At 48.7% G+C, this 26,083-nt stretch carries 28 protein-coding genes and 3 tRNA genes; 10 read left to right on the top strand and 21 right to left on the bottom strand.

The annotated features are described in order from the left end of the window. Positions 1–80: 80 nt before the first annotated feature. The 3 genes from EZV61_RS03575 to EZV61_RS03565 all read right to left on the bottom strand — a co-directional run bounded on the left by EZV61_RS03575 (position 81) and on the right by EZV61_RS03565 (position 4,467). The gene (locus tag EZV61_RS03575; protein WP_131414351.1) at positions 81–2,954 is read right to left on the bottom strand and encodes a M16 family metallopeptidase; all 2,874 of its coding nucleotides are present in this window, start codon (positions 2,952–2,954) and stop codon (positions 81–83) included. Positions 2,955–3,091: 137 nt separating this feature from the next. Further along, positions 3,092–3,511 (bottom strand): YqaA family protein, encoded by a 420-nt coding sequence (locus EZV61_RS03570; RefSeq protein WP_131414350.1) that lies wholly within the window; start codon positions 3,509–3,511, stop codon positions 3,092–3,094. Continuing rightward, positions 3,508–4,467, bottom strand: a complete 960-nt coding sequence (locus tag EZV61_RS03565; protein WP_131414349.1) for an NADP-dependent oxidoreductase — start codon at positions 4,465–4,467, stop codon at positions 3,508–3,510. Before EZV61_RS03565 ends, EZV61_RS03570 begins: the two co-directional genes overlap by 4 nt. Before the next feature lie 107 nt (positions 4,468–4,574). Here EZV61_RS03565 and EZV61_RS03560 point away from each other — a divergent pair, with 107 nt between their 5' ends. Then, entirely contained in the window at positions 4,575–5,843 is a 1,269-nt protein-coding gene (locus EZV61_RS03560) for a dicarboxylate/amino acid:cation symporter (RefSeq protein ID WP_114337317.1), read from the top strand. Positions 5,844–5,861: 18 nt separating this feature from the next. Next, positions 5,862–6,032, top strand: a complete 171-nt coding sequence (locus tag EZV61_RS19385) for a hypothetical protein (RefSeq protein ID WP_165569518.1) — start codon at positions 5,862–5,864, stop codon at positions 6,030–6,032. Positions 6,033–6,095: 63 nt separating this feature from the next. On the opposite strand, the gene EZV61_RS03555 is transcribed toward EZV61_RS19385, so the two are convergent. The 13 genes from EZV61_RS03555 to EZV61_RS03495 form a co-directional block, all read right to left on the bottom strand. Beyond that, positions 6,096–7,226, bottom strand: a complete 1,131-nt coding sequence (locus EZV61_RS03555) for a sodium ion-translocating decarboxylase subunit beta (RefSeq protein ID WP_114337316.1) — start codon at positions 7,224–7,226, stop codon at positions 6,096–6,098. Positions 7,227–7,238: 12 nt separating this feature from the next. Continuing rightward, positions 7,239–9,011 carry a sodium-extruding oxaloacetate decarboxylase subunit alpha gene (gene oadA / locus EZV61_RS03550; RefSeq protein ID WP_131414348.1) on the bottom strand — a complete coding sequence of 591 codons (1,773 nt, stop codon included), beginning with the start codon at positions 9,009–9,011 and terminating at the stop codon, positions 7,239–7,241. Positions 9,012–9,027: 16 nt separating this feature from the next. After that, complete coding sequence (locus EZV61_RS03545) at positions 9,028–9,270, bottom strand: oxaloacetate decarboxylase subunit gamma (RefSeq protein ID WP_114337314.1); 243 nt, start codon at positions 9,268–9,270, stop codon at positions 9,028–9,030. Positions 9,271–9,715: 445 nt separating this feature from the next. Further along, positions 9,716–9,792: transfer RNA gene (locus tag EZV61_RS03540), tRNA-Arg, on the bottom strand. Between the two features lie 55 nt (positions 9,793–9,847). Then, positions 9,848–9,924 (bottom strand) — tRNA-Arg (locus tag EZV61_RS03535). Between the two features lie 15 nt (positions 9,925–9,939). Further along, positions 9,940–10,032, bottom strand: a tRNA-Ser gene (locus EZV61_RS03530). A gap of 168 nt (positions 10,033–10,200) precedes the next feature. Continuing rightward, a complete protein-coding gene (gene csrA / locus EZV61_RS03525) occupies positions 10,201–10,395 on the bottom strand; it encodes a carbon storage regulator CsrA (RefSeq protein ID WP_114337313.1) in 195 nt (64 codons plus the stop codon). Positions 10,396–10,526: 131 nt separating this feature from the next. Beyond that, entirely contained in the window at positions 10,527–11,753 is a 1,227-nt protein-coding gene (locus EZV61_RS03520) for an aspartate kinase (protein WP_131414347.1), read from the bottom strand. A gap of 17 nt (positions 11,754–11,770) precedes the next feature. Next, positions 11,771–14,398: an alanine--tRNA ligase gene (alaS, locus tag EZV61_RS03515; protein WP_131414346.1), complete on the bottom strand. Its 2,628-nt coding sequence runs from the start codon at positions 14,396–14,398 to the stop codon at positions 11,771–11,773. A gap of 186 nt (positions 14,399–14,584) precedes the next feature. Next, positions 14,585–15,337, bottom strand: coding sequence for a hypothetical protein (locus EZV61_RS03510; protein WP_114337310.1), 753 nt, complete (start codon positions 15,335–15,337; stop codon positions 14,585–14,587). Between the two features lie 77 nt (positions 15,338–15,414). Then, positions 15,415–15,819, bottom strand: a complete 405-nt coding sequence (locus tag EZV61_RS03505) for a regulatory protein RecX (RefSeq protein WP_131414345.1) — start codon at positions 15,817–15,819, stop codon at positions 15,415–15,417. A 29-nt stretch (positions 15,820–15,848) separates the two neighbouring features. After that, positions 15,849–16,889, bottom strand: a complete 1,041-nt coding sequence (gene recA, locus EZV61_RS03500) for a recombinase RecA (protein WP_114337308.1) — start codon at positions 16,887–16,889, stop codon at positions 15,849–15,851. Between the two features lie 203 nt (positions 16,890–17,092). Further along, on the bottom strand, positions 17,093–17,278 hold the full coding sequence (locus EZV61_RS03495; RefSeq protein WP_131414344.1) for a hypothetical protein: 186 nt from the start codon (positions 17,276–17,278) through the stop codon (positions 17,093–17,095). 110 nt (positions 17,279–17,388) lie between these two features. Here EZV61_RS03495 and EZV61_RS03490 point away from each other — a divergent pair, with 110 nt between their 5' ends. Further along, on the top strand, positions 17,389–17,826 hold the full coding sequence (locus tag EZV61_RS03490; protein WP_131414343.1) for a thermonuclease family protein: 438 nt from the start codon (positions 17,389–17,391) through the stop codon (positions 17,824–17,826). A gap of 39 nt (positions 17,827–17,865) precedes the next feature. Here the strand turns inward: EZV61_RS03490 and EZV61_RS03485 are convergent, their stop codons facing one another. Then, positions 17,866–18,144: a hypothetical protein gene (locus EZV61_RS03485; RefSeq protein ID WP_131414342.1), complete on the bottom strand. Its 279-nt coding sequence runs from the start codon at positions 18,142–18,144 to the stop codon at positions 17,866–17,868. 198 nt (positions 18,145–18,342) lie between these two features. Between EZV61_RS03485 and EZV61_RS03480 the strand changes: the two genes are divergently transcribed. The 7 genes from EZV61_RS03480 (at position 18,343) to EZV61_RS03455 (ending at position 20,843) form a co-directional block, all read left to right on the top strand. Further along, positions 18,343–18,753, top strand: a complete 411-nt coding sequence (locus tag EZV61_RS03480; protein ID WP_131414341.1) for a hypothetical protein — start codon at positions 18,343–18,345, stop codon at positions 18,751–18,753. Further along, on the top strand, positions 18,754–19,020 hold the full coding sequence (locus EZV61_RS03475; protein WP_131414340.1) for a hypothetical protein: 267 nt from the start codon (positions 18,754–18,756) through the stop codon (positions 19,018–19,020). Beyond that, the gene (locus EZV61_RS03470; protein ID WP_131414339.1) at positions 19,007–19,207 is read left to right on the top strand and encodes a hypothetical protein; all 201 of its coding nucleotides are present in this window, start codon (positions 19,007–19,009) and stop codon (positions 19,205–19,207) included. The genes EZV61_RS03475 and EZV61_RS03470 overlap by 14 nt, the downstream gene beginning before the upstream one ends. Positions 19,208–19,386: 179 nt before the next feature. Beyond that, positions 19,387–19,893 (top strand): hypothetical protein, encoded by a 507-nt coding sequence (locus EZV61_RS03465; protein ID WP_131414338.1) that lies wholly within the window; start codon positions 19,387–19,389, stop codon positions 19,891–19,893. Between the two features lie 11 nt (positions 19,894–19,904). After that, positions 19,905–20,057 (top strand): hypothetical protein, encoded by a 153-nt coding sequence (locus tag EZV61_RS19380; protein ID WP_165569517.1) that lies wholly within the window; start codon positions 19,905–19,907, stop codon positions 20,055–20,057. Next, on the top strand, positions 20,047–20,637 hold the full coding sequence (locus EZV61_RS03460) for a hypothetical protein (RefSeq protein WP_131414337.1): 591 nt from the start codon (positions 20,047–20,049) through the stop codon (positions 20,635–20,637). The genes EZV61_RS19380 and EZV61_RS03460 overlap by 11 nt, the downstream gene beginning before the upstream one ends. Continuing rightward, positions 20,634–20,843 carry a hypothetical protein gene (locus tag EZV61_RS03455; protein ID WP_131414336.1) on the top strand — a complete coding sequence of 70 codons (210 nt, stop codon included), beginning with the start codon at positions 20,634–20,636 and terminating at the stop codon, positions 20,841–20,843. Before EZV61_RS03460 ends, EZV61_RS03455 begins: the two co-directional genes overlap by 4 nt. Before the next feature lie 445 nt (positions 20,844–21,288). On the opposite strand, the gene EZV61_RS19520 is transcribed toward EZV61_RS03455, so the two are convergent. The 4 genes from EZV61_RS19520 to EZV61_RS03435 form a co-directional block, all read right to left on the bottom strand. Next, positions 21,289–23,598 (bottom strand): VapE domain-containing protein, encoded by a 2,310-nt coding sequence (locus EZV61_RS19520; protein ID WP_205695312.1) that lies wholly within the window; start codon positions 23,596–23,598, stop codon positions 21,289–21,291. A 308-nt stretch (positions 23,599–23,906) separates the two neighbouring features. Further along, positions 23,907–24,155: a helix-turn-helix domain-containing protein gene (locus EZV61_RS03445; protein ID WP_131414335.1), complete on the bottom strand. Its 249-nt coding sequence runs from the start codon at positions 24,153–24,155 to the stop codon at positions 23,907–23,909. A 126-nt stretch (positions 24,156–24,281) separates the two neighbouring features. Further along, positions 24,282–24,746: a hypothetical protein gene (locus EZV61_RS03440; protein ID WP_131414334.1), complete on the bottom strand. Its 465-nt coding sequence runs from the start codon at positions 24,744–24,746 to the stop codon at positions 24,282–24,284. 56 nt (positions 24,747–24,802) lie between these two features. Further along, positions 24,803–26,059 (bottom strand): tyrosine-type recombinase/integrase, encoded by a 1,257-nt coding sequence (locus EZV61_RS03435; protein ID WP_131414333.1) that lies wholly within the window; start codon positions 26,057–26,059, stop codon positions 24,803–24,805. Positions 26,060–26,083: the final 24 nt, after the last annotated feature.

Raw genomic sequence — 26,083 nt, 5'->3', positions numbered from 1 at the left:
GGCGTTATCGCCGAAGCATAAACCGATAAAGGGCAAGCGTCTATGCTCACCCTTTGCGCTAATGTACTGATAAACCATATTTAAGGCTGCATAGTGACGGTTTCAATGGGCAAGCCTAACGATAGCAACTGAGGTAAAACCTTCGCCGCGTCACCAACGATAACGATCTGCATCGTATCAGGTTGCAGCCACTTAGCCGCCAACGCATTCAGCGCAGGCTTATCAATAGTAGCCACAATCTCTCCCTGAGTCTGGGCAAAGCTAGGATCCAACTGATAGTTTAACATCTGACGCAGGAAGCCCGCCTTCTGCGATGGCGTTTCATAGCTCAACGCTTCGCTCTGTGACACCGCTTGACGTAAAAACGCCAGCTCCCCCGCGTCGATACCTTGCTCACTATATATCGCGAGTTCGTTAAGGATTTCAGTTAACGCCAACCCTGTCACATCCTCACGCACAGAGGTAGATACTGAAAAACGACCGAGCGTCTTGCCACCGCTAAATCCGGAACGGGCACCATAGGTATAGCCCTTCTCTTCCCGCAGGTTCATATTGATGCGAGAGTTAAAAGCCCCACCCAACGGAAAGTTCATCAGCCCCGCCTTAAAATAATCCCCCGTGGCATCGTAAGGCATTGCTCTACGAACAACCCGGATCGCCGATTGCGCCGCTTCAGGCAGATCCACGACATAGATAGTCGACTTATCGTACTGCGGAAAATCCTGGTAATCGGCAAAGCTGAGGGATTCTCCTGCCCATTGTCCTAACCAATCAAGTTTCGGTAGCCACTGTGCTTTACTTAAGCTCCCCACCACCACAAGCTGCGCCGCTTTAGCGCTGTAGTTCTGTTGATAAAACTGCTGCACATCTTGCAGACTGATCCCTTGCACCGAGCTGAATATGCCGCCATCGGGTAAGCCGATCCGCTGCTCGCCATATAGCACTTGCAACTGTGCCCGAGCAGCTAAAGCCCCAGGATCTTTCGCCGACTGCACAAGCGATTGCAAGGTCTGTGCTTTCAAACGCTCAAAGTCAGCAGAATCAAACTTTGGTTGTAATAGGATCTCTTGTAGCAGCAGTAAAGTCTCGTCTAAGTGACGCGCCAAACTAGACACCGCGATCTCGGTGTAACGGCCACTGGCGCGCGCTGAAATGCGGCTACCTAACTTATCTAATGCCAGCGCCATCGCTTCGCCACTGCGCTGCTGTGTCGCTTCGTTAAGCATCGCCGCGGTTAAACTTGCAGTTCCAGCTTTGCCTTCAGGATCGAGTAACGGTCCACCTTCAATGCTCAGCAACAAGGTCACCGTTGGCGTTTCGTCTATTTCACTGCCGATCACAGGAATACCGTTATCCAAGGTGGCTCGCCATGCGTCAGGTACATGAACGACGGGTGAAGGGCCAGCTTCAGGCACCTTATTACGATCGAAAGTTTCAGTCACCGGACGCAGAGCTAACTGCGCCGCTGTCATCTCCTCGGCTTGCGGGATTTGGCGTGCTGCAGGCTTAAAGTTATCTGGCGCCGCTATCAGCGCCAGTTGCCCTTGGGGCACGATACTCATTACAACAGCGGGCTTATCTTTGATGTAGGTGCGATAGACCCGCTCCACATCCGCTTTTGTCACTGCTCGATAACGGGCTAAATCATCAGCGATCTGATCAGGACTGTCAGCAAAGGTCTCGTTAAACGCTAAAGTCGACACCTTACCAGACACACTTTGCAAACCAAAAATCGTCGAGGCTTCAAACTGTGCTTGTACCTTATCCAAATCATCTTGCGTGACGCCACGCTGCTCAAAGTCATCAATCGCAGCTCGCAACGCCTTCTCCATATCCGCTAAAGAGGGCATTTTTTCTGGATTAGCCAAGGCGTAGAGATTGAAACTACACGCCAGCTCCTGACAAGGGTGACTCACACCGGCCTGCACGGCATAACCGGCTTTCACTAAGTGCTGATAAAACAGTGACTGTTTGCCACCACCCAACACATCAGCAAGCAGATCCAGCGCGGCTTCATCTTCATGACGCCCATAAACGGTAGGGAAGGAGATATATAGCAGCGGTAGATGTACCCTATCTTCCATACTGATATAGCGAGTATCAGGTAACGTCACAAGCGTCTTAGCATCACCATCGACATCGGGGCCAGCGGCAATAGGACCAAAATACTTAGCCACCCACGCCAGCGTCTGCTCCACATCTATATCACCGCCAATCGTTAAGGTGGCATTGTTGGGACCATACCAGCGCAGGAAAAATGCCTTTAAGTCGTTAACATTAACCCGATCCAGATCTTCCACATAGCCAATGGTTGGCCAAGAGTAAGGGTGATTTTCCGGATATAGTGCCTGGCTCACGCGTTCGTATAGCAAGCCATAAGGCGCATTGTCGTAACGCTGAGCGCGCTCGTTTTTCACCGTCGCTCGTTGTACTTCAAATTTCTCCTGGGTCACGGCCTCTAACAAAAAACCCATACGATCGGATTCTAACCAAAGCACCTTCTCCAATTGATTGGCTGGCACAGTTTGGTAGTAGTTAGTGCGATCACTGTTGGTCGTGCCATTCAGGGTTCCCCCCGCTTCCGAAATAATCCGAAAATGCTGTTCGTCAGCAACATGCTTGGAACCTTGGAACATCATATGCTCAAAGAAATGAGCAAAGCCTGACTTACCTAGCTGCTCACGTGCCGAACCGACATGGTAGGTGACATCAACATGAGTAATTGGATCCGAGTGGTCCTGATGCAACAACAGCGTTAACCCGTTCTCCAACTGGTACTTCTGGTAAGGTAATACAGGATCGCCATTGTTATCGACGGTAGCACTCACCGCTTCGACAAAATGAATACCTTCTGGCAATGCCACGCGATCTTTTGGCTGCTGGCTGCAAGCGGCCAAAACCAACAACGAGAGAAACAGGGATGTAAACAGAGTCACGCGACTAGGTCGAAACATGGAAAGGTCCTGACAAAACAAGTTGCTGTCATTATCCGTAACGAGCGCGTGACCGCAAGGGCTGACAAAACTATTAACAATTTATACGCACCAGTCAGGGTGCAGAGCAGCAAACGCTAAAAAAGTACGCTGAGAGTTCACCCCCATGGTGTCGCCAAGAGCAAAACCAGCGAATAACGTAGCGCTTTACCTAGCGTGATAAACAACAAGACGCCACGCCAATTAAGTCTGAGCCAGCCCGCCAACAAACACAAACCATCCCCCACCAGAGGTAACCAACTCATCAGCAATATAGGGCTGCCATGCTTTTGTAGCCTGAGGTGCCATCTTAACTGCCATGCGTGTTTGGGCTTCGGCGGTCGCGACCTTGCTACCACTCGCCCCATCCACACCGTGACCACCGCCCCTAAAGTATTGCCCAACGTAGCCACCAGCCACAGACTGACGGTAGGCTGATTCCCCTTTAAGTAGAGTCCGACCAAAATCACCTCTGAGCCGCCGGGAAGCAGAGTAGCCGCAGCAAAGCTGGCGATAAACAGCCCCCAGAGCTCAATCATTCTGGTGTTGCAGGGGCTCGGCAGTCCAGTATCACTTTCCCTCTTGTATGGCCTGTTTCAACCTGGCGGTGGGCAAGGTTGGCGTCGGCCAAAGGGAAAGTCGCGGCAACGGCCACCTTAATGACACCATCAGCCAACAAGGTAACCAGTTGCTTCAAACGGGCTGGATCCGGCTGGATCAACATACCTGTGACGTGACAACCTGCCGCATCACCTGCCTCAATAATTGCATCTGCAGTGACCGTAGGTAGCGTCACGACATCTGTACCGCAAAGCAGCTGCTTAACAAGTGATAAACCAACCTCACCACCCACACAGTCGATAACAAGAGAGGCATGTTCTGCTACTAGCGCTTGCCAGCCAGGCTGGCCATAATCGACACAACAGTCGGCCCCTAGCGCAAGTAACCACTCATGGTTTTGCACACGAGAGATAGCGGTCACCTTGGCGCCCTGCTGTTTGGCTAACTGCACTACTAAATGCCCGACACCACCAGCAGCGCCTAGCACAACGACCTCTTCTGCTTCACGAAGATCACCAAATCGAGACAGTGCCTGACTCGCAGTTAGCCCTGCTAATGGCAAGGCGGCTGCCTGACGCAAATCGACATTGTCGGGCAGAGCAACCCACTCATCTTGAGGTGCTGAAACATGTTCAGCATAGGCCCCGCCCATAAAAGGAAAGCCGATCAGTCCACAAACATGCTGACCAGAGCCTTTGCCATCAGCTGTCAGTAACTCACCGGCCACATCATAACCAGGGCACCAAGGCAACTTGTCGGCGTTTTCCTTCGCCGCCCAGCCTATACCTGCACGTGTTTTGGTATCAATGGGATTAACACCAGCAAACGCCACCCTGACAACGGGTGCTTGAGTCTGCAGTGAGATCTCGGTAAGCGTTAAGCATTCCGGTTCACCAAAATTACTGATTTGAACTTGATGGGTATCGACTTCCATTAGCTTCCTTTTTCTCTTCAGGGAAGAGCAGTGCCTTAGGGCTTAGGTTCAATTTCAATAACAGGTTAGAATAAACCAGTTATCTACTGAATTCACTTGAGATCACTATGTCCAGTCCTGCGCTCGCTGTCTACCGTTCTATTCCCTTTTGGCAAAAGGTACTCGCAGGGTTTGTGCTGGGTGCAACCGTTGGCTTACTGCTACCAGAGTTTGCAGTACAGCTTAAACCCCTCGGCGATCTATTTATCAATGCCATTCGCATGCTAGTTGTACCGTTAGTCTTTTGCTCTCTGGTCATGGCGGTTACCTCCCTAGGTGACGATAACCGCCTCGGACGAATAGGCATTAAAACCGTTGGCTTATTCTTGTTAACTGCAGTGATCGCCAGCGCACTTGGCCTACTCATTGGCAGTATGATGAACTTCAGTGCCGAGCTATCGCTAACAGCGAGCAGTGTGCGAGAACGGGATATTCCTCCATTTGCGCAGGTACTAGTGGATGTTGTGCCACGGAACCCTATCGCGGCCATGGCCGAAGGCAATATCCTGCAAGTACTGCTCTTTGCAGTATTGGTTGGAGTGGCCATCAATCAGGTAGGTGACAAAGCTGAGCCCGTGAAGCGCTTTTTACATAGTGGTGCAGAAGTGATGTACCAGATCACCCGAATGGTGTTGGCCTTAACCCCCTATGGCGTATTTGGCCTTATCGCCTGGATGCTTGGCAGCTTCGGCCTAGACTCACTATTACCGCTGGCGAAATTCGTTGTTGCCATCTATATCGCCTGCTTGATTCATATCGTGCTGGTTTACGGCACTGCAGTACAACTGTTTGGCGGGATTTCGATCCGCCAATTCTTCAAGGCGGTCTTTCCTGCCCAACTGGTTGCCTACGCCAGCGCCAGCAGTTACGGCACACTCCCTGTCAGTACTCGCTGTGTGACTGAAGGATTAGGTGTGTCCCGCCAATATGCCAGCTTTGTGCTGCCCATGGGAGCCACTATCAACATGGATGGCTGTGGTGGTATTTACCCTGCTATTGCAGCGATATTTATCGCTCAAATTTACGGTATACCATTAGGCTGGATCGACTACGGCATCATCATGGCAACAGCCACACTCGCTTCTATCGGCACCGCCGGCGTTCCCGGCACCGCGATGGTGATGCTTACCGTCACCCTAAATGCCGTCGGTCTGCCATTAGAAGGGATCGCCTTTGTCGCCGCAATTGACCGCATCATTGATATGATGCGTACGGCAACCAATGTCACTGGCGATATGATGGTGGCTAGAGTGATTGGTTATCGTGAAGGTTTGCTGGTTACCAATGAGCCCACTACGACGATTAACGAACAATCGGCAACTAATGAAGCTAATTAAGCGACAGGAGGAAAATGGATGGCTCGTTTATTCTTAATCCCGATAATACTATGCCTGCTATGGATTGTTTTTTTACGCGCCAATGACCTTCCCCTTAAGGCGGGCAAGAAAGGGTTTATCTATATTGCTACAGGCTCGACAATTCTCTTTCTGTTCCTCACCCTGATGCTTTGGCTGACCAAACCATAAAAAAGCGAGCCTGAAGGCTCGCTTTTTTAACTGCGGCTCATAGCCACCTGGTGAAGCTAGCGCTTATTGAACTAGCGCAAGTAGAACACCAGCCGCAACAGCTGAACCAAGTACACCAGCCACATTTGGCCCCATGGCATGCATCAGCAAGAAGTTATGGGGATTAGCTTGTAAACCAACTTTATTCACCACACGAGCGGCCATAGGGACTGCAGATACACCAGCAGCGCCGATCAATGGGTTGACCTTGCCCCCGGATAAACGGTGCATCAATTTACCCATCAACACGCCTGAAGCCGTACCAATAGAAAACGCCACCGCACCCAGCGCCAAAATACCCAGAGTTTCCACAGTCAGGAACTTATCCGCCGACAATTTCGAGCCCACGGCTAACCCCAGCAAGATCGTAACGATATTAATGATCTCATTCTGTGCGGCCTTAGATAGACGCTCTACCACACCAGACTCGCGCATCAGATTACCGAGACAGAACATACCCACAAGTGGAGTCGCCGCTGGCAAAAATAGGATGGCCATCAACAACACGATCAGTGGGAAGAAGATTTTCTCTTTGCGGCTAACCGGACGCAACTGCTCCATCGCCACATTACGTTCATCTTCCGTCGTCAGGGCTTTCATAATTGGCGGCTGAATAATGGGTACCAACGCCATATAGGAGTATGCAGCAACAGCAATGGCGCCAAGTAGATCAGGCGCTAACCGGCTGGCAACAAAAATAGCCGTTGGACCATCCGCTCCACCAATAATCGAAATAGCTGCAGCATCCGCAAGCGAAAATTCAAATCCTGGCACCATATTGAGAGCAATCGCCCCAAACAAGGTGGCAAAAATACCAAACTGCGCAGCAGCCCCTAGGAACAAGGTCTTAGGGTTAGCAATCAAAGAGCCGAAATCGGTTAACGCACCTACGCCCATAAAAATAAGCAGTGGAAAGATGCCCGTTTTCACACCCACTTCAAAGATGTAATAAAGCAGTCCACCGGGCTCAGTAAAGCCAGCCATCGGAATATTGGCTAGCACACAACCGAAGCCAATAGGCACGAGCAGCAAGGGCTCAAACTTACGAACGATCGCCAGATACAACAACAGACAGCCAACCAACAGCATCACTATTTGGCCCGGCGTAAAATTGGCGAGACCGGTGTCTCGCCATAGGATAGTTAAACCTTCCATTCAGTGTCCCTATTAACCCAGACCAAGTAGCGCATCACCAACGGCAACAGAGTCGCCCTCTTTAACGTTCAGCACGGTCACAGTGCCGCTTTGTGAAGCTCTGACTTCTGTTTCCATCTTCATCGCTTCCAAAATAATCACGACATCGCCTTCGTTGACCTGCTGCCCAACACTAACATTCACTTTGAAAATGTTACCTGCCAATGGCGCGGGCAAAGAAAAAGCACTGCTTGCTGGCGCAGGGGCAGCAGCAGGTGCGCCACCTGCTGCTGGCGCAACACTGGTCAATGCACCGTCAGGCGCAACTTCTACCTGATAAACCCTGCCATCAACACGAACACTGTATGCTTCTGCCTGGCCACTAGCGGCTGCAACAACAGGCGCAGGCTCTGGCTCGGTACCTGGTGCCGGTTCAAATGCATCTGGGTTACCACGATTTTTAAGGAACTTAAGACCGATCTGAGGAAACAGTGCATAGGTCAGCACATCATCAATCTTGTCTGTTGCCAAAGAGATCGCTTCTTTCTGAGCAACATCATCAAGTTCAACGCATAGCTTATCCATCTCAGCATCGATCAAATCTGCTGGACGACAAGTAATGGCTTCGCCACCTTCAAGTACGCGAGCTTGCAGATCTGCATTAACCGCTGCTGGGGACGCACCATATTCTCCCTTAAGCACACCTGCGGTTTCTTTAGCGATCGACTTGTAGCGCTCACCCGTCAGTACATTTAGTACTGCTTGCGTGCCAACAATCTGAGAAGTTGGAGTGACCAATGGAATAAAGCCAAGATCTTCACGTACACGTGGGATCTCTTTCAATACTTCATCCAACTTGTCTGCGGCACCCTGCTCTTTCAGCTGGCCTTCCATATTCGTCAGCATGCCACCAGGCACTTGCGCTGTCAGAATACGTGCATCAATCCCCTTCAGGCTGCCTTCGAATTTGGCATACTTCTTCCTTACATCACGGAAGTAGCTGGCGATATCTTCCAGTCCTGTAATATCGATGCCGGTATCACGCTCTGTGCCTTCGACAATGGAGACAATGGTTTCCGTGGGGCTGTGGCCATAAGTCATGCTCATAGAAGAGATCGCCGTATCGAGAATATCGATACCAGCATCAATCGCCTTCATATGGGTGGCGACACTCAGTCCTGTAGTCGCATGGCAATGCAACGCCAGTGGCAGTTCTAATTCTTCTTTCAAGCGGCCAATCAGTTCTTCAGCCTCGTAAGGCTTCAATAACCCCGCCATATCCTTAATACAGATTGAATGACACCCTAGGTCCTGAAGGCGCTTACCCATATCAAGCCAAGTATCTAACGTATGCACAGGGCTAGTCGTGTAAGAGATGGTACCTTGAGCATGTGCGCCGACCTTCACCGCCGCTTTTACCGCCGTTTGGAAGTTACGAACATCGTTCATCGCATCAAAGATACGGAATACATCCATACCATTGGCATGAGCTCGCTCAACAAACTTCTCTACCACGTCATCGGCGTAATGACGATAACCCAATAGGTTTTGCCCGCGTAATAGCATCTGCTGGCGAGTGTTTGGCATCGCCTTTTTCAACAGACGAAGGCGCTCCCAAGGATCTTCACCAAGGAAACGAATACAGGCATCAAAAGTAGCCCCGCCCCATGATTCTATTGACCAATACCCAACCTTATCCAGCTTCTCAGCAATAGGCAGCATATCTTCAATACGCAAACGGGTTGCAAGCAATGATTGGTGGGCGTCACGAAGCACCACATCAGTGATGGCTAGTGGCTTTTTCATACAGGATCGCTCCTTGTTAGTCCTTGGTCGTATTCCGGTATTTGTGCACGGCAGCAGAGATCGCCGCGACAACGTCGGGGCTTACCCCAGTAGTTTGGGGGGGCGGCGTCGCATTCGCAGTCAAAGGTTCAGGCCCACCGGCAAATCGCGCAAGTAACTTCACGCCAACCACGAGTAAGCTTAAGAACAAAAATACGAATATCATGCCAACAGCCATGATACCTGCTGCTTCCAGTAACAGTTCGCTGATACTAGTCATCAGAACTCATCCTGTAATTAATTTTCAGTTTCCTGACGATATTGCCTAGAAGTACCATGACATATTGTAAAAATCAAACAAGATGTGCATAGATAGTCACTTTTACACGCATAAATACCGTTTTCAGGGCAATAGTCACACAAAACTGTAATTTTCTATGCAAAAGCTATCTGACACATTTGACACTATTTCTCGCACCCACGCTAGCCTCATTCGCCATTCAAACGAATGACGCGGATCAAAAGCAAATGGTTAACTTTCAAGCAAGTGATAAAACCGCGGGCAAACGCACATTTGTTCAGGGTGATAGAACATCTACCGCTACAGATAACGCTCATCAGCGAAATAATAACTCTAGCCCACAAACTCATAGGTAAGGCATTGTAAGAAAGGTATAAGCCAGATACAAAAATGCCCAACATCTCTGTTGGGCATCTCTGAATAATGGCGCGCTCGGGAGGACTCGAACCTCCAACCGCCTGGTTCGTAGCCAGGTACTCTATCCAGTTGAGCTACGAGCGCGTAATCGGTGCAATTGACATAGTCTAGTACATCAATTTTGAAACTGTTTAGTTAATGGCGCGCTCGGGAGGACTCGAACCTCCAACCGCCTGGTTCGTAGCCAGGTACTCTATCCAGTTGAGCTACGAGCGCGTTACATCAAACTAATGGCGGTGAGGGAGGGATTCGAACCCTCGATGGGGCTACAAACCCCATACTCCCTTAGCAGGGGAGCGCCTTCGGCCACTCGGCCACCTCACCTTTAGTGGCGCTGAATTCTAATGAAACTGGCGCTTATGTCAAACACTTTTTGGGAGCTTTTTGGTACTTCAATCGAGTTTTCACTTATACGTGCAAAAATCGAACATTTTGTTGCCATAAAACGAACAAAGCCGACATGAAGTCGGCTTTGTCTAATCTATTCACAGGCTAGTAGTTCTGATTACCCTCATCATCACCCTTCTCAGCCTGAATACGCATATAAATCTCTTCGCGATGCACAGAGACCTCTTTCGGCGCATTCACACCGATACGAACCTGATTACCTTTAACACCCAATACCGTCACGGTGACTTCATCACCAATCATCAGGGTCTCACCAACTCGACGAGTTAAAATTAGCATTCGCTTGCTCCTTCATTCCTTAAACTCTGAGTGGCCACTCTGGGGCGCCTTTAAAACTCAGGATTATTATTAACTTAGCTTATAGACAACGATTAGCTAGTAAAAGTTTAAACTTTCTTAACAGCAACGGACTACTGCACCGGCTCTTTATCCAGATTGAAGGCTGCATGTAAGGTTCGCACAGCCAGTTCTAAATATTTTTCTTCAACCAACACCGAGATCTTAATCTCTGATGTCGAAATCTGTTGAATATTGATTCCTTCATCGCCAAGCGACTCAAACATGGTCACAGCAACACCAGCATGGCTCTTCATACCCACACCCACCACGGAGATTTTAGCGATATGATCGTCGCCCTGCACCCCTTTAGCTCCCAACTTTGCACAAGTTTCGTCTAAAATAGCCTTTGCGCGTGCAAAATCGTTCCGGTGTACAGTAAAAGTAAAGTCAGCTGTGTTATCACCTACCGCATTCTGAATGATCATATCAATATCGATATTCGCTTTGCCTATAGGTGCGAGCACTGAAGCAGCAACATTTGGCTGATCAGGAACCCCCAGTATAGTTAACCGTGCTTCATCACGATTAAACGCAATGCCCGATACCAGCGGCTTCTCCATATTCAATCCCTCATAGGTGATCAGCGTGCCTTGCCCCTCTTCGAAGCTAGACAGCACGCGCAGTGGTACATTGTATTTACCGGCGAATTCAACTGAACGGATCTGCAGCACTTTGGCGCCCAGGCTTGCCATCTCCAGCATCTCTTCGAAGGTAATGGTATTCATCTTACGTGCCGAAGGCTCAACCCGCGGATCAGTGGTATATACACCATCCACGTCAGTATAGATCTGGCACTCATCAGCTTTTATTGCAGCGGCTATCGCCACCGCAGTGGTATCTGAACCGCCACGGCCAAGGGTGGTGATGTTGTTATTCTCATCTACGCCCTGGAACCCTGCGACGATAGGCACAACGCCTTCGCCAAGACATTGATTAAGTAAGCTATGTTCAACATCTAAAATGCGTGCTTTGCTATGGGAGTCGTCAGTTAAGATCTTAACCTGATCGCCGGTAAAAGACTGCGCAGCACAGCCACGCTTATTCAATGCCATTGCCAGTAAGGCAATCGTTACCTGCTCGCCAGTGGAAACCAGAACATCGAGCTCACGAGCTGAGCCATCGGGATCAATCGCATTGGCTAAGCCTAACAGGCGATTAGTTTCACCTGACATAGCTGAGACCACCACCACGACATCGTCGCCAGCGGCACGGTGACGCACAACGCGCTCCGCAACAGCTTCGATGCGTTCAACAGTACCAACCGAAGTACCACCAAATTTCTGAACTATCAGTGCCACGCTTATTGCTCCTTGCTCTAGAGTCGTTCAGTCAGCCAAGGGCTCACGGACGCTAAGGCAGCAGGTAAAGCTGCCGCATCGCTACCACCAGCCTGCGCCATATCTGGACGTCCACCACCTTTACCGCCGACCTGCTGTGCGACCATATTCACCAGTTCACCAGCTTTGACTTTACCAGTCAGATCTTTTGTAACCCCAACAATCAAGCTCACCTTACCATCGCCCGGGACACCTAAAACAACAACTCCAGAACCAAGACGGTTTTTAAGGTCATCCACCATACCGCGTAAGCTCTTAGGGTCTGCGCCATCTAACTGGCTGATAAGCACTTTGACACCATTGATATCAATCGTCTCATCGGTCAAGCTTGCGCCTTTATGTTTGGCAAGCTCAGCTTTGAGTTGCTCAACCTCTTTTTCCAGTGAGCGCATACGATCGACGGTCTGACGAACACGATCAGCGATAGAATGGTTATCACCCTTAACCAATGTACTCATCTCTTCCATCTGCTTGCCGATGGCATGCATCATGTCAATCGCGGCCTGTCCGGTAACCGCCTCGATTCGCCGCACCCCAGCTGCGATCCCAGCCTCTGTAGTGATTTTGAAAAAGCCGATATCGCCGGTTCGTTCAACGTGTGTACCACCACAGAGTTCGGTGGAAAACTCACCCATACCAACGACACGTACATCGTCGTCGTACTTCTCGCCGAACAGTGCCATTGCGCCAGCGCTCTTCGCTTCGTCGAGGTTCATCAACTGCGTCGTCACCGGGTTATTCCGTCTTATTTGTTGATTAACGAGGTGTTCTATTTGGCGAAGAGTCCCAATACTCAGACTTTCAAAATGGCTAAAATCAAAACGCAGGCGTTCCGGCCCAACCAGTGAGCCTTTCTGCTGAACATGCTCACCTAACACTTGGCGTAAAGCAGCATGCAATAGGTGAGTAGCAGAGTGGTTAAGTGCGGTTGTTTTTCGATGACGCTCATCGACGTCAGCGGTTAACTCTTCGCCAACGTATATCTCACCAAATTCAACATAACCATTATGAACAATAGCTTTACTCGACTTCTGCGTATCAGTCACAGCAAATGCGCCATCGTTCATCCGCAGCGAACCGATATCGCCCTTTTGACCACCACTTTCACCGTAGAAAGGGGTGTTATCCAAAATGACAATACCCTCTTCTCCCGCCTTCAATTTTTTGACTGACTCACCAGCTTTCGTCAGTATCTCTATCACTTTTGAGTTCATAGTCAGATTGTCGTAGCCGACAAATTCCGTGCAATGACTGATATTAAGGTCGGCGTTATAATCTTTATCAAAGTTACTCGCGGATTGTGCACGTTTACGCTGTGCCGCCATCTCAACATCAAACCCAGCTTGGTCTATGGTCAACGAGCGTTCACGGGCAATATCTGCCGTTAAATCAGCAGGGAAACCGTAGGTATCGTATAGTTTGAAAACCAACTCGCCAGGCACCACATCACCCTGCAGCGCTGCTAGCTCATCATCCAAGATCTGTAATCCACGGTCCAGAGTGCGAGCAAATTGCTCTTCCTCTACCTTCAACACTTTTTCGATAATAGGCAACTGACTATTCAGTTCATCAAACGCCGCGCCCATCTCGTTTGCGAGTACCGGGACTAAACGGTGGAAGAACACACCCGTCGCCCCCAGTTTATGTCCATGGCGCACCGCTCGGCGGATAATACGACGTAAAACATAACCCCGACCTTCATTGGAGGGCATCACGCCATCGGCGATCAAGAAAGAACATGAACGGATATGGTCGGCAATCACCCGCAACGATTTATCTTCTAAATCTGTCGTACCGATAATCTGAGCAGCATGCTTGATCAGGGTTTGAAAAATATCGATCTCGTAGTTTGAATGCACTCCCTGCAGTATCGCGGCAATCCGCTCCAACCCCATGCCGGTATCCACCGATGGATTAGGTAACGGTTCCATCGTGCCGTCTGATTGGCGATTAAACTGCATGAAAACAACATTCCAGATCTCGATGAAGCGATCGCCATCTTCTTCTGGTGAACCGGGAGGTCCTCCCCAGATATGTTCACCGTGATCGTAAAAGATCTCGGTGCAAGGACCACATGGGCCGGTATCACCCATTTGCCAGAAGTTGTCTGATTCAAACTTCTTATCAGCGGACTTATCTCCTATACGCACAATGCGGTCCGCAGGAACGCCAATCTCATTAGCCCAGAGTTCAAATGCCTCGTCGTCAGTTTCGTAAATGGTAACTAACAAACGTTCTTTAGGCAGTTTCAACGTATCGGTAAGAAACTCCCAAGCAAAACAAATCGCGTCGCGCTTGAAATAATCACCAAAACTAAAGTTACCCAACATTTCGAAGAAAGTATGGTGGCGAGCGGTGTAACCTACATTTTCCAAATCATTGTGCTTACCGCCGGCGCGAACACAACGCTGTGATGAGGCGGCACGGGTGTAACTGCGCTGCTCTTTGCCAAGAAATGCATCCTTAAATTGGTTCATACCTGCGTTGGTAAACAGCAGCGTTGGATCGTCGTGCGGCACAAGTGAGCTACTGGCAACAAGCTGATGCCCTTTCGTTCTGAAGAATTCGAGAAACGCTTCTCGAAGAGCGGCACTGGTCATATACATACAAGGATCCCGGCAAACAGGTATTTATCACCGCAAACAAAAACAAGCACGTTGGCGGCACGGCATAAATTTAAACCGCCAATTATATGCCCTAACAAGCACGGAACAACCACTTAACGATTTTCAGAGCAAAATTAGATCAAAAAAGGGGCCATTTAGGCCCCTTTTATATGTTTTTTATGGAAACTAGCCAAAAAACGGTGTTCGAAGTCTAAAATCTAACAAGGTTCCGCTGGGAATTTCTATATGATTCTTACCAAACAACACTGATGCACCCAATCCAACTTTAGCCCCCGTCTTGGCACCATCTCCGCCATCAATTAACCCGCCAATGACGGCTCCGCGAGCAGTCCGCCCAACAGTGTTGCGCCCAGCGCTGTCGCCGGAGGCTTGCAGCTGGCCGGTAACAATAGGTTTCATTTGATTGTTCACCATCACTTCGGTCAGCTCAAGTACGATGGAAGGCTTACCAGCCAATCGGCCAGAAGAGTCTGCTTCAATCACACGACCGTAAACCTGACTACCTCGGGGAGCAATCACGCTACCGTTTGAAGCCACTAAATCGGCTTCCAATACCGCAGTAAAGCGCTGACCTTTGCCTGTTTTTCGCGTATCTAAGGTATCACTCAAGCGCACCGTTAGCTGAGTGCCCGCGGCCACTTCTGCGGGTGCGGAGGCTTGTGGCGCCGGGGCTGGTGCAGCGGGGGCCTGTGCAGCAGGAGCTTGCGCAGTTGGCGCAGCGTCACCGAAGTCGATGCCTGCAACCTGTTCAGTTGGGAACCATTGGTCTTGGCCGTTGACATTGAAAGTCACCATATTCTGATCCCGCGCGACCATTGTGCCTTCAATGACTCGTCCATCTTTCAATCGCAATGTATCTGCAACCGCAGTTCCCACCAATAAGCTCATCAAAAAACTTAAAGTCACCAAACGTCGCATGCTCACTCCCGTGCCTTTAACACTATGAATATTTACCAATTTTAGTCGACATTATGACCAATAAATCGAGAATTAGTTCAGTTATCACCCAATTGTTGGATCAAGTCATGATTAAATCCACGGTAAAGCAAAAAACGGAGCTGTTTCGCACGCTCTTCTCTTTGCGCTGATAGGCTGTCAAAGCAACGCTGAATACAATCACTAAGGACGAGTTGCCAATCAACAGAACACTGCTTTAGTGCATCAGAAATCAACGTCTTATCAATACCCCGTTGAATTAACTCTGCTCTGATCCGCTGCGGCCCATACCCTTGCTGACTTCGGCGACGAATGTAACTATCGCAAAAGCGAGGTTCATCGAGCCAACCGTGCTCTGCACACTTGTCTAGGACGGTGGCGATGTCAGAAGAAGAAAAGCGCCGTTGGCGAAGCTTATTCGCCAACTCTTGGTGGGAGTGATCACGCCGCGCAAGCAAGCGCATGGCGGCGTTTAAAGTGTCATTCTCTGAACTCAGAGTTCCTCTCCAATCTCAGCTAATTGCTCCTCTTCTTGAGCAGCTTTCGGCTTAAGCAACAGCATATCGCGAAGTTTCGCCTCTATCGTCTGCGCTACCTCGGTATTTTCCTTGAAATAACGCAGCGCATTCGCTTTACCCTGACCCACTTTGTCGCCGTTATAACTATACCAGGCACCCGCTTTTTCGATCAGTTTGTGTTGTACACCCAGATCAATCAGCTCACCCACTTTAGATACGCCTTCCCCGTACATGATTTGAAATTCTGCCTGCTTAAACGGAGGAGCCACCTTATTCTTCACGACCTTTACGCGAGTTTCATTACCGACAACTTCGTCGCCATCTTTCACTGCACCCGTGCGACGAATGTCCAAGCGAACCGAAGAGTAAAACTTCAGTGCATTACCACCCGTCGTCGTCTCAGGGTTACCGAACATAACACCGATCTTCATTCTGATCTGGTTGATGAAAATACATAGAGTGTTAGAGCGCTTAATGTTACCTGTCAGTTTACGCAGAGCCTGAGACATCAAACGTGCTTGCAAGCCAACATGGGTGTCACCCATATCTCCTTCAATCTCCGCTTTCGGCGTTAATGCTGCCACTGAGTCAACAATCACCACATCAACAGCGCCAGAGCGCACTAACATGTCACAGATCTCCAGAGCTTGCTCGCCAGTGTCAGGCTGTGACACAAGCAACTCATCAACATTCACACCGAGCTTGCCGGCATAAACAGGATCAAGAGCATGTTCTGCGTCGACAAAAGCGCAGGTCTTGCCAGCCTTTTGTGCTTGCGCAATCACTTCCAAAGTCAGTGTCGTTTTACCACTAGACTCCGGACCATAGATCTCAACAATACGGCCCATTGGCAAGCCACCAATGCCCAAAGCGATATCCAAACTAAGCGAACCAGTAGAGACTGATTCAATATCCAATGCCTGGGAGTCACCCAGTCGCATAATTGAACCTTTACCAAATTGACGTTCAATTTGTGACAGTGCTGCGGATAGCGCTTTAGACTTGTTGTTATCCATTATTTTCTCCAATTGAGCCAGCCGGCCCCTGACAATTACTGGCAAGTATACTGTATGAGCATACAGTATCAAGTCCTGTACAAAATAATTTTTTTAGTGCTTTATTTTCAAATTGTTAGCAATCTAATCAAAGATAGTCTCAGACCTATACAGTGAGTTATTTGAATAGAATCATACACAGTTATACGGGCCTATAACTGTGGTTAACGGTTTCGGTTGTAATCAGGATCACGTATTCTATTGCCCATGAAAATGACCCCTGCGTCGCCACTCGCATAACCCAACAGAGACATCGACAGTTCATGACCAGCAAGCAGCTTTCTGACGCCGTACTTTCCCAGCACACTCCCATGATGCAGCAGTGCTTGTATCCAGTAAAAATGCGGCATGTAGAGCAGCCTTAAAAATAAGTCACCCTTAAAACAACCCTTAATTGTCCGTTACCCCTTAACAGTTCTGTTTGCTACCTTTTATATACTTCTCACTATTAGGCCAAACCATGCGCCTCTTAACGTGTATTGCACTGCTTATACCTTTGTCAGTCCTCGCCCATGAACCTCCTGTGCGGGTCTCTGAGGTTGTCAGCGTTTACGATGCCGATACATTCCGAGTCAGCATCCATGGTTGGCCTGCAATTGTTGGCGAGAGTATGCCAATCAGGGTTCTGGGCGTTGATGCTCCTGAGATTCGGGGAAAGTGCCAGATAGAAAAAGATGCGGCACAGGCTGCTAAGGCATTCACCAAACAGATGCTTGAAGCTGGCAGCGTAATAGAGCTGCACGATATAGAGCGCGGTAAATACTTTCGACTACTGGCTAGAGTCACGATAGATGGAGAAGATCTAGCGCAGCAGCTAATTAGCAACGGATATGCAAGGCCGTATGATGGTGGAACGCGATTAGGATGGTGTAACACAAGCGGTGAAGCAGGTAATTAACCATCCTAAACCGTAGCTATTGACGATTGTCACGCTCTGTTAGTTCGTTAGGTCTGCCCATAGATCCAACAAGTCCTCAACTTTATAAGCGTCTTCATCCATCTCAGGCAGATCACGGCACTGGCTATAAAAGTCATTCACTTCGCTCTGATTAAAACTGACATTACCAACACCGTGCTTTTCACAAAACTGAAACTCTTTTGCTTCCACAAACTCGTCGGGTGTGCAGACCGCGTTTCCTGATAGGTAGTCTTCACAAAAGTCATTGATAAATTTCTGTCTTCTATGTTTGCGCACTCTTTCTGCTGATGTACCCATTTGAATTCTCCTTGCGTTACATAACGTGTGTAACGCTCACAATATAGACAGCCACCGGACAGCGTTACAAGTTGCATGTAACAAAGTGTGAAGTGCTTTAAGAGTTATCAGTAAAACTTGCTCAGACTGTACATTTTTTGACCAATCACGTTAATTGGTATTAACTATTAATTAATTACAATTAAATAGCTTTTACCTATGAGTGATACACCGAAACGGCCACGGGGTCGGCCTGTTGGCTCTAAAAGCAAATTCACCTCTGCGATGAATGAAGCCATCGCGGGAGACCTTTTGCAGTTCCGCAAAATGGCGCTGGCGAATGCCCGTGATCCAGGCAATGAGCATCAACTGAATTGGGCGCAGATCTGCAAAGGCTGGGGCGCTCAACCACGTTCAACCATGCCAAACATTAATGTTGATTGTGACTCCCTTGATATCAAAGACCATGCAAAAGCGATTGCCCTAGCAATGGTGCGGGGGCGTATTCCACCAGATGTAGCGCAGAGCGCGTTATCAGTCATTAGAGATGCGCTGCTGGCCGTTGACATGGCAGACCTGGAAGCCCTGATTGATAAGGCATTGTCTCAACGTGGCTTAGAGGTGGCATAGATGGCAGGCGTACCGATACGGGTCAAAACCAAGGCAAAGCTACTCGATGGCGGCGAAGAGATCTCACAGATGATCATTGCTGTTCATCCCTTTGGTGCTGGGGGTTCTCCGATGATTACAACAGTCTGCCAACGCCCCTTATCCAGCCGTAAACAGTCGGATTGGAATGTGGTTTGGCAACATGGTGAGAGCCACATAGACGACTTACGTCAGCACTTAGATGAAGACGATCTCAACCTGGAGACATACGACGATGGCACTCAATAGAGCTGGAACCGTTCTTGATACAGCAGCCCAACCAGCGGGGATAAATCAGCCTGGAATGCAGGAGCTGATCAGTAATGCACAGATGAAGAAAGCCTTATCACCAGCGGGGCGATTGCAGGCGGCGGAGCGCAACATAATAGCCGACTACATGAACTCACTAGTAGGCCAAAGCAATGCGCCACGGTAAGCCATACATATCAGCCGAACAGGTGAATGCTTACCTCAGTTTTTTGGGGGGAGGGTCTGATCCAAAAATGGGGGAGCCCCCTCCGAAGACGGCGGATCATGATGATCATAGACATAGCGTAGGGGCTAACTCTGAAATTTCAGCGCCCGAAAACTCCCGCGCACATGAGGAAAACGAACATGCCGAACATCAACAGTGATGGGGTTCTGTTGGAATCCCCCAGACGCCAGCCGCTAAAGGTCAGCAATAAAACAATCATGGTTGACCATGCCAGCCGCGAAACGTGGCTACGGGATATCAACCGCGTTTATGAACAGGTGCTTGCTTACCCAAAAGACAGCGGACTACTTAATCAATACAACGCCGAAAAGCAGGCGTTTGAATCAAGTTATCCCCCGCCTGTGGAGGGAAGCGAAGAGGATGCCCAAATGAACAATTCAGGATTTTCAGACCAACTACTTGAAGCGGGTTCTCTGCTTGAGCTTAAAAATTTGAGAGAGGCAACAGCAGCGGCCACGGGTGAAGATCGGATCGCACTGCAAGCGGCGCTAACGGAGCAAACACGCATACATGCAGAAGCATTCCCTCAGAAGACGCCAGCACATATCAGTCACGTTCCGAACGAAGCTGTACCCGCGAACGCCAATGATATGAGTAAGCCATCGATGCCGGAGATCATCAGCTAATGGGTCATTCAATGGAAGAGAAATGGGAGCAGTTAGCCAAGAGCTGTGCGGCACAACTGAAAGAGCTTCATTCGCGCCCTGATCCATGTGGTTTGCTACGCCATCAGATCCGCGAACTAGAACAAAAACTACATCAGGCAAAGGGGCAACTAGATGAACAATGAGAGTCAGACGGTACGCGGCAAGATATCAGCTTGCCGCCGCGCAATGGATGAAGTCAGACAGAAGATAGGCGCGACACAAAAGCACCTTGGCTTAGCGATGGCAGAGGACAACGACGAACGAAGCAATGCGCTAAAGATTGAGTTAGCCGATCATCAAAATGAGCTGCGCGATTTGACGATGAAAGCAGACGGTTTAACCACTAAGTTACGCGCAGTCCTGGATCTAGAATCGGCCGAGAATATTAGGAACTCAAATGATCGCATTCTCACGTTAAACAGATCGCTCGTTGACCATGTAGCCCAGTTCGAAGCAGCAATGGACAAGCTTTATGAAAAGCTGGAATTGATAGAATCAGATGCCATTGCCATTGGCAAAATTAGTCTTCCAGCAAGGCATGAACCAAGGCTGTTCCGCGCAGCCGTGACCCGCACCCTACTCGACCCATTACAGCGCTTTGTCGCTGCACCACAAGACCTAGAAGTGTTAATGGTGAATAAGCGCGGTAAGACACTATCAGAGCTATACAAGGGGCTGCTTGAACGCGCCACATTGACCGACTTAACGGAGGACGTTGCATGAGTGGTTCATCTGTTTACCGGATCGGTGGTTCCAAGGCTGGTCAGCTCTTTCTAGTCGTGGATGATAGTCACATGCGGGAGGGAATTAAGTTGGTTGAGCCACGGTATAAGGCGCGAGACATTTTCCTATCCATCGATGAAGACGAATACAGCCTGTTCCGCCTTGATAATGATATGTTGCTTCAACGCTTAAACCCTGCCGAATAATCCAAACAGGGGTTACTCTGAGGGTATCTTTTAGAGCCAACCCCTAGCCAGCCCAGTAAATACGGGGCAAAGACACTGCTTAGTTATTGGTGTTTGTTATATTTTCCGCATGTATCTTGTCGCTGCATTGGGAAGTTATGCAACAGCCAGTGACCAATTATCCATCAATTCACCTTCTAGCTATGGGGCAAAACCTAAAGTATGGGAACCTTACCCCTACCACCCCTACCAATCCCTACAACCCTTGCCAGCACTGGGCTGAACGGGGGTAGGACTATCATTTTTACTCCCCCTTTTACCCCTACCTAGTTTTTTTTAGTAGGGGTAGTAGGTAGGGGTAAAGGAGTAATATTTTTTACCCCTACCAGCATCAAGCCCAGACACAGCAAGGGCTAGAGGCACATTAGGTAGGGGTAGGAGTAACTTCTTAAACTTTGAAATATCCCTATACTCTATATCCATGAGGAACCCACATTTTATAGCGGCTACATCCATTTTTTTTCCCCGCCTGTATGTGTCCTTTTTCGGATAGGTTGTTTAATGTTCGACCAACATGAGCTCTATGATTCACCGTAAAACCCAACCAGTAACAAACCTGTGTAGCGGTCATCCATGCCTGTTTATGGGTCGATTCGTCTGCATCGGCGTTGGTATCCATAATGACTTCCTCATAGGCTGGCTTGGTTCTGAACTTTTCGTTTACCTGCGTGATCCGTTTAACTTGGTCGAGTTCAAGATTCCACCCTTCCCCGTCTGTATACATGGATTTCACTTCTAACCAGAATTGACGCAAGTTCTCAGGCTCAATTAATACAAGGCTGCCCTTCTTGTACTGCCAGCCAAGCAGCGTGTTTAGCCGCTCAATATCAACTTCGTTGTCCAACTCGATCACGGCATAGCGGGTACTTCCTGTTTCATCGCGTAGAAACTCACAGCCGTTAACCGTGGCGATCATATTTGTCTGGCGCGGCTTCTTGATATCAAAACGGGCATAAGGTGGGCGCACCGTATCAATACTTTTAGTGATGAACGCCTTTAAGCTGCCTTGGCAGTTTTTACTGGTTCGTTCAAGTTCGCCCAGCTCAACTATCCATGACCGGATAACACTTAACACCGAGTCTTTATTATCTGGGTTAAGTTCTGCGCCTTCTAAAAACGCACCATCAACAACCGCACCTAAGCGAGCGATGTAAGCCGTTTTCATATAGCTCTGATCCCCCTGTAATACAGGGACGCACTTACTTGAAAATACCGTTTCATATAGCGAAGCTACGGCACCAACCAGCCACTTACGCATCACAATTAAAGCTGTCTCTTTATCCGTGGCGTTTAGGCAATCAATCACATCATTAACACGCTCAACACCATCCCACTCGCCAGCTTCTAACCATCGCCGGACGGGGTGAACAAACTTTTTCTTCCCTGCCGCTGATAAATGGTTATCTATCGCTGCTACTGGTAAACCAGAGCGGGACGCCATACTAACCAGCTCGCTTCGAACTTCATCATCTGAAAACGACAACCGTGTACGACCTTTGTAAATCTCAAGCTCCAGGTTCATTGCATTAGTGACCAGAGTTAGGCCATTGGCCTTTAACATGGCTTGGAGGTTTTCACGGGTATTCAATACACGCGGGGGGCGACCTTCTCCGTTGTCTTTTTCATCTGGGAATGTGGGTTTAACGAAGTGTATTAACGCTGTTGTACTGGTCATAAAATTAAACTCGCTGGCGACATCGTGACCGAGCTGGCGATAATCATCCCAGTCAGAATATTTGCGCTTACCATTGTCTTTTAGCTCCGCTCGTTCGCTGGCTGAAAAGGGAGGACTTACGATCCTTCCCCCGTCTGCAATCGCTTTTTGAGCAGCTTCTAAGCCTGGATTCTTACCATCGCCGCAATCATCGTCATCGGCGGGAACAATGATTTCAGCGTTGGGGTGAAGTTTGCGCATTGCGTCTGCCACATGCTTTAGGTTTCCATCATAAAGTGCCCAGACTATTTTTATTGCAAGCCCCTTATCGTCCAGTGCTTTACGCAGCGTTATTGCCGTAGCGAATCCCCCGTTGATAAATACATACGCAGGATCAGCGCAGTCTCTAACCTTGTAATAACCATGGGAAGTTTTGCCGCCAGTGAGAAAGCCCTTGTTCCCGTCATGATCAATTAATTGAACATTAACTATCTCGCCACTTGAACCAAGTTGAATAGGGAGAACAATGCTGCCTGGTGGCATAATTTGATGAATATCCGGGGGGCTAACTGCACGTTGCGTAACATAGACAAGAACATGGCTTAATCCCTTTTTCTCTAAGTACGGGTGGCCTGTTGTTGGCTGTGCTTCATCGATTAATAAACTGGCGATCTCTGCCGCCCTTTTGTTGCGCTCAGTTTCTGTTGGTTCCGGCGCGTTGTTGTCCATCTTTTTGCGATGAAATGCGCGAAACTCCTTTAACTTAGTTTCATCAGGGTTATCGTCCATACCTAATAACGGTGCGAGCGCCATAGCCGCTGCCTTTGGGTCATTCTTATGGTATTTGGTCACTAGGTCGAAGGCGTCACCACCACCACACCTACGGCAGTTATAAACCCATCCACTCTTTTTATTCGCCCAAGAAAATCGATCCTTTCCACCACAAGACGGACATACGTCACCCTTTTTACTGGGTAAGTCACCAATCACATTCGGGAGAATATCTAGCTCTATGCCTGATAGCTTCTGCCGTATCACTTTGAAGTCATAATTAGCTGGCATGTTCACCTCCCAGAAAAGAGGGGTGTACCATTGTAGTATTTAGTTCATGCCCCCTTCGGAAGTCGCAAAGATCATGATCTATATGACCCCGCACAGGGGCTAGGTTGGAGTTTTCAGCCGTGAGCTTTTCGGTGCATTGGAGAAAAGCGCCCAATTTGGATATGATTAAGCGGTACGCAGCCATAAAATTACCTTGTATGGTTCGTCGATAGTTAAGTTTTATCCAAGGCATCCTTTTTGAGGGGGTATGCATTGGAAAGAGGTAAGCGCAGCCGATTTGAAGTTGGTGCTTCAAATCGGCTTTTTACTTACTGAGCAAACACTTCATCTAGCATGTCCTTTTTCGAACGCTTCCCTTTTGGCGTCACTATGTTCTGTTTACGAAATTCATTTAGTGCCGACTCTTCAATGCGCAAGTAACCCCGCTTCCCATTAGTTCTGTACGCTTTTAGCCGTCCTGCATGGATTAAGTCGTAAACCACAGCACGAGCGACCTGCATACGCTCTGCGACTTGGATTACGCTCATATCTGGTTTAACGCTCGTTTGTTCGCTCATGTGTTCACTCCTTTACGATGTTTACTAAGCATTGCAGCTGATCCGCCATAAAAAAACTCCTAGTTGTTACCCGATTTACCAGTAACTTTTTGCAGTAGATAGTTTCACCGTTATATGCCTATTCGTTTAATCCCTGAGCCAAGTCCACGCCCTGCGATTGGCTTGTTCAATAGAAAGGTCAGAGCCGGAATATGTAAGCAGCATTGCTAAAACCAAATGGTAAGTAGACCCCTCTGTTTTTTTAGTTTTGATGCCGTAACGTCTGCATAGCAACCGTGCCTTGTCGATATAGCGCCGTTTAATACCTCTGTTAAATTCCCTTTGGCCAAAGCTAATATCTTCGGCCGCACATTCGCGCAGTTTTGCAAACGCATCACCAAAATCGGGGGATAACTCAATACAATTATTGATACTGGCGGGGAGCATGTTGTCGAACGCCTCAAACAGCCTGTTGATGTCCTTACTCATCCGGCCAGAACTAATTCTATCCATTTCTTCAAACGCCCTAAGCTCACGAATAACCACCGCGATATCAGAAACAAAAGTGGCGTCATCAATGAGTTCTAGCGCTTGATAGCGTAACTCTTCCATGATGGATTCATGTTCAATAGCTTCGGGGGTGCCAATGGTGTAAACGATAAGAGGCCTCATGATTTCCCCTTATATTCTGCGAGTAGTTCATCCATACGATCAGCCCATTTTTGGAGCCAATCCCTACACTCAAGTTCATAGCTATGGAGGTTGTAAACAGCGACTATGCCTTTCTTTCCATGACCTATAGCAGCCTCAGCAACAGCCTCACTACAGCCCATGGAAGCAAGTTGTGTTCTGACCGTTTTACGCAGGGAATGTGGCGTCCAATCTTGCACTGGACAACTATCTTGCTTCTCCCTCAACGCGTCACCGACTCGCTTTTGGGTAATATGTAACGATTTAGAGTAGCGCTTTGGGAAAACCCATTTATCAGACGTTCTCTCAGCTTTCATTTCGGTAAGTAAACTGACCGCCTGGCGACTTAACTGAACAACTCGTGGGACTTCCGTCTTTGTCTTATCCAAATAGAAAAAGCCGCGCTTTAAATCGATATCTTTCCACTCTGCCGCGACAATCTCACTACCTCTACAACCTGTGTAGAGGTAAATCATCAATGCTTTCCAGCTACCCGCAGCGATACCAGAACGCGGCATCCAGTCGATAACCTCTGGTACTTCATGCGCCTTTAAAGGACGCACGGCCTTGGTTTTATGTTCGTAGTCTTCCGCCAAGCCTGCGCATGGGTTACGTCTTTCCGGTATACGCCCCCTCTTTATCGCATACTCGTATGTGGACTGAAACTCTCTCAATACAACTTGAGCATGACGGGTGCATCCGCGCTTAACGATACGATCAAGTACACCAGTGACGTCGGCCGTCGATAAGTCTTTGGCTGCTTTCTTACCAATAAATGGGAGAACGTCCTTATCAAAAAATCGCTTAAACTCGTACTGACCTTTAGCCGCCCGTCTCTTAACTATCTTCTCTTCAAAGAAATCCCCCACCAGTTCTTCCACTGTATAGCTTTGAACGCGTTGCTCCTCTTCCTCGCGTTTTTTTTCCTCCTTGAGTGCGATTCGATGCTCTTTTGGATCTACGCCAGAATCGCGCATCTTCCTCAACATAGCGTGAGCCTGACGCGCTTCACTCAATGACCAATCAGGAAAGTGACCAATCTTAATTTGCCTCTTACTACCTGAGATTAAGCTGTAGCGATAAAACCACGTTTTAGTCTTTGTCTTAGGGTAAAACTTGAGCCTCAGACCTAAATGGGGTCGCTGGTCTGCAATAGTGTGATTAGGAGTGTTTTCATTGAGAGCGTGACAGTCTGCGACAGTCAGCGGTTTTTTGGTAAGATTGTCTTTAGCCATTCGATAGCTGCTTCTATTGGTTGG

Source organism: Corallincola luteus (assembly GCF_004336975.1).
In the GTDB taxonomy this organism is placed as follows: Bacteria; Pseudomonadota; Gammaproteobacteria; order Enterobacterales; family Neiellaceae; genus Corallincola; species Corallincola holothuriorum.
This window is presented reverse-complemented; position numbering and strand designations above follow the sequence as displayed.

What these genes read in the sequence shown, in the direction of transcription:
- EZV61_RS03575 (WP_131414351.1), bottom strand. Translation starts at nt 2,954, where the DNA reads ATGTTTCGACCTAGTCGCGTGACTCTGTTTACATCCCTGTTTCTCTCG.
- EZV61_RS03570 (WP_131414350.1), bottom strand. Translation starts at nt 3,511, where the DNA reads ATGATTGAGCTCTGGGGGCTGTTTATCGCCAGCTTTGCTGCGGCTACT.
- EZV61_RS03565 (WP_131414349.1), bottom strand. Translation starts at nt 4,467, where the DNA reads ATGGAAGTCGATACCCATCAAGTTCAAATCAGTAATTTTGGTGAACCG.
- EZV61_RS03560 (WP_114337317.1), top strand. Translation starts at nt 4,575, where the DNA reads ATGTCCAGTCCTGCGCTCGCTGTCTACCGTTCTATTCCCTTTTGGCAA.
- EZV61_RS19385 (WP_165569518.1), top strand. Translation starts at nt 5,862, where the DNA reads ATGGCTCGTTTATTCTTAATCCCGATAATACTATGCCTGCTATGGATT.
- EZV61_RS03555 (WP_114337316.1), bottom strand. Translation starts at nt 7,226, where the DNA reads ATGGAAGGTTTAACTATCCTATGGCGAGACACCGGTCTCGCCAATTTT.
- oadA (WP_131414348.1), bottom strand. Translation starts at nt 9,011, where the DNA reads ATGAAAAAGCCACTAGCCATCACTGATGTGGTGCTTCGTGACGCCCAC.
- EZV61_RS03545 (WP_114337314.1), bottom strand. Translation starts at nt 9,270, where the DNA reads ATGACTAGTATCAGCGAACTGTTACTGGAAGCAGCAGGTATCATGGCT.
- csrA (WP_114337313.1), bottom strand. Translation starts at nt 10,395, where the DNA reads ATGCTAATTTTAACTCGTCGAGTTGGTGAGACCCTGATGATTGGTGAT.
- alaS (WP_131414346.1), bottom strand. Translation starts at nt 14,398, where the DNA reads ATGTATATGACCAGTGCCGCTCTTCGAGAAGCGTTTCTCGAATTCTTC.
- EZV61_RS03510 (WP_114337310.1), bottom strand. Translation starts at nt 15,337, where the DNA reads ATGCGACGTTTGGTGACTTTAAGTTTTTTGATGAGCTTATTGGTGGGA.
- EZV61_RS03505 (WP_131414345.1), bottom strand. Translation starts at nt 15,819, where the DNA reads ATGCGCTTGCTTGCGCGGCGTGATCACTCCCACCAAGAGTTGGCGAAT.
- recA (WP_114337308.1), bottom strand. Translation starts at nt 16,889, where the DNA reads ATGGATAACAACAAGTCTAAAGCGCTATCCGCAGCACTGTCACAAATT.
- EZV61_RS03495 (WP_131414344.1), bottom strand. Translation starts at nt 17,278, where the DNA reads ATGCCGCATTTTTACTGGATACAAGCACTGCTGCATCATGGGAGTGTG.
- EZV61_RS03490 (WP_131414343.1), top strand. Translation starts at nt 17,389, where the DNA reads ATGCGCCTCTTAACGTGTATTGCACTGCTTATACCTTTGTCAGTCCTC.
- EZV61_RS03485 (WP_131414342.1), bottom strand. Translation starts at nt 18,144, where the DNA reads ATGGGTACATCAGCAGAAAGAGTGCGCAAACATAGAAGACAGAAATTT.
- EZV61_RS03480 (WP_131414341.1), top strand. Translation starts at nt 18,343, where the DNA reads ATGAGTGATACACCGAAACGGCCACGGGGTCGGCCTGTTGGCTCTAAA.
- EZV61_RS03475 (WP_131414340.1), top strand. Translation starts at nt 18,754, where the DNA reads ATGGCAGGCGTACCGATACGGGTCAAAACCAAGGCAAAGCTACTCGAT.
- EZV61_RS03470 (WP_131414339.1), top strand. Translation starts at nt 19,007, where the DNA reads ATGGCACTCAATAGAGCTGGAACCGTTCTTGATACAGCAGCCCAACCA.
- EZV61_RS03465 (WP_131414338.1), top strand. Translation starts at nt 19,387, where the DNA reads ATGCCGAACATCAACAGTGATGGGGTTCTGTTGGAATCCCCCAGACGC.
- EZV61_RS19380 (WP_165569517.1), top strand. Translation starts at nt 19,905, where the DNA reads ATGGAAGAGAAATGGGAGCAGTTAGCCAAGAGCTGTGCGGCACAACTG.
- EZV61_RS03460 (WP_131414337.1), top strand. Translation starts at nt 20,047, where the DNA reads ATGAACAATGAGAGTCAGACGGTACGCGGCAAGATATCAGCTTGCCGC.
- EZV61_RS03455 (WP_131414336.1), top strand. Translation starts at nt 20,634, where the DNA reads ATGAGTGGTTCATCTGTTTACCGGATCGGTGGTTCCAAGGCTGGTCAG.
- EZV61_RS19520 (WP_205695312.1), bottom strand. Translation starts at nt 23,598, where the DNA reads ATGCCAGCTAATTATGACTTCAAAGTGATACGGCAGAAGCTATCAGGC.
- EZV61_RS03445 (WP_131414335.1), bottom strand. Translation starts at nt 24,155, where the DNA reads ATGAGCGAACAAACGAGCGTTAAACCAGATATGAGCGTAATCCAAGTC.
- EZV61_RS03440 (WP_131414334.1), bottom strand. Translation starts at nt 24,746, where the DNA reads ATGGAAGAGTTACGCTATCAAGCGCTAGAACTCATTGATGACGCCACT.
- EZV61_RS03435 (WP_131414333.1), bottom strand. Translation starts at nt 26,059, where the DNA reads ATGGCTAAAGACAATCTTACCAAAAAACCGCTGACTGTCGCAGACTGT.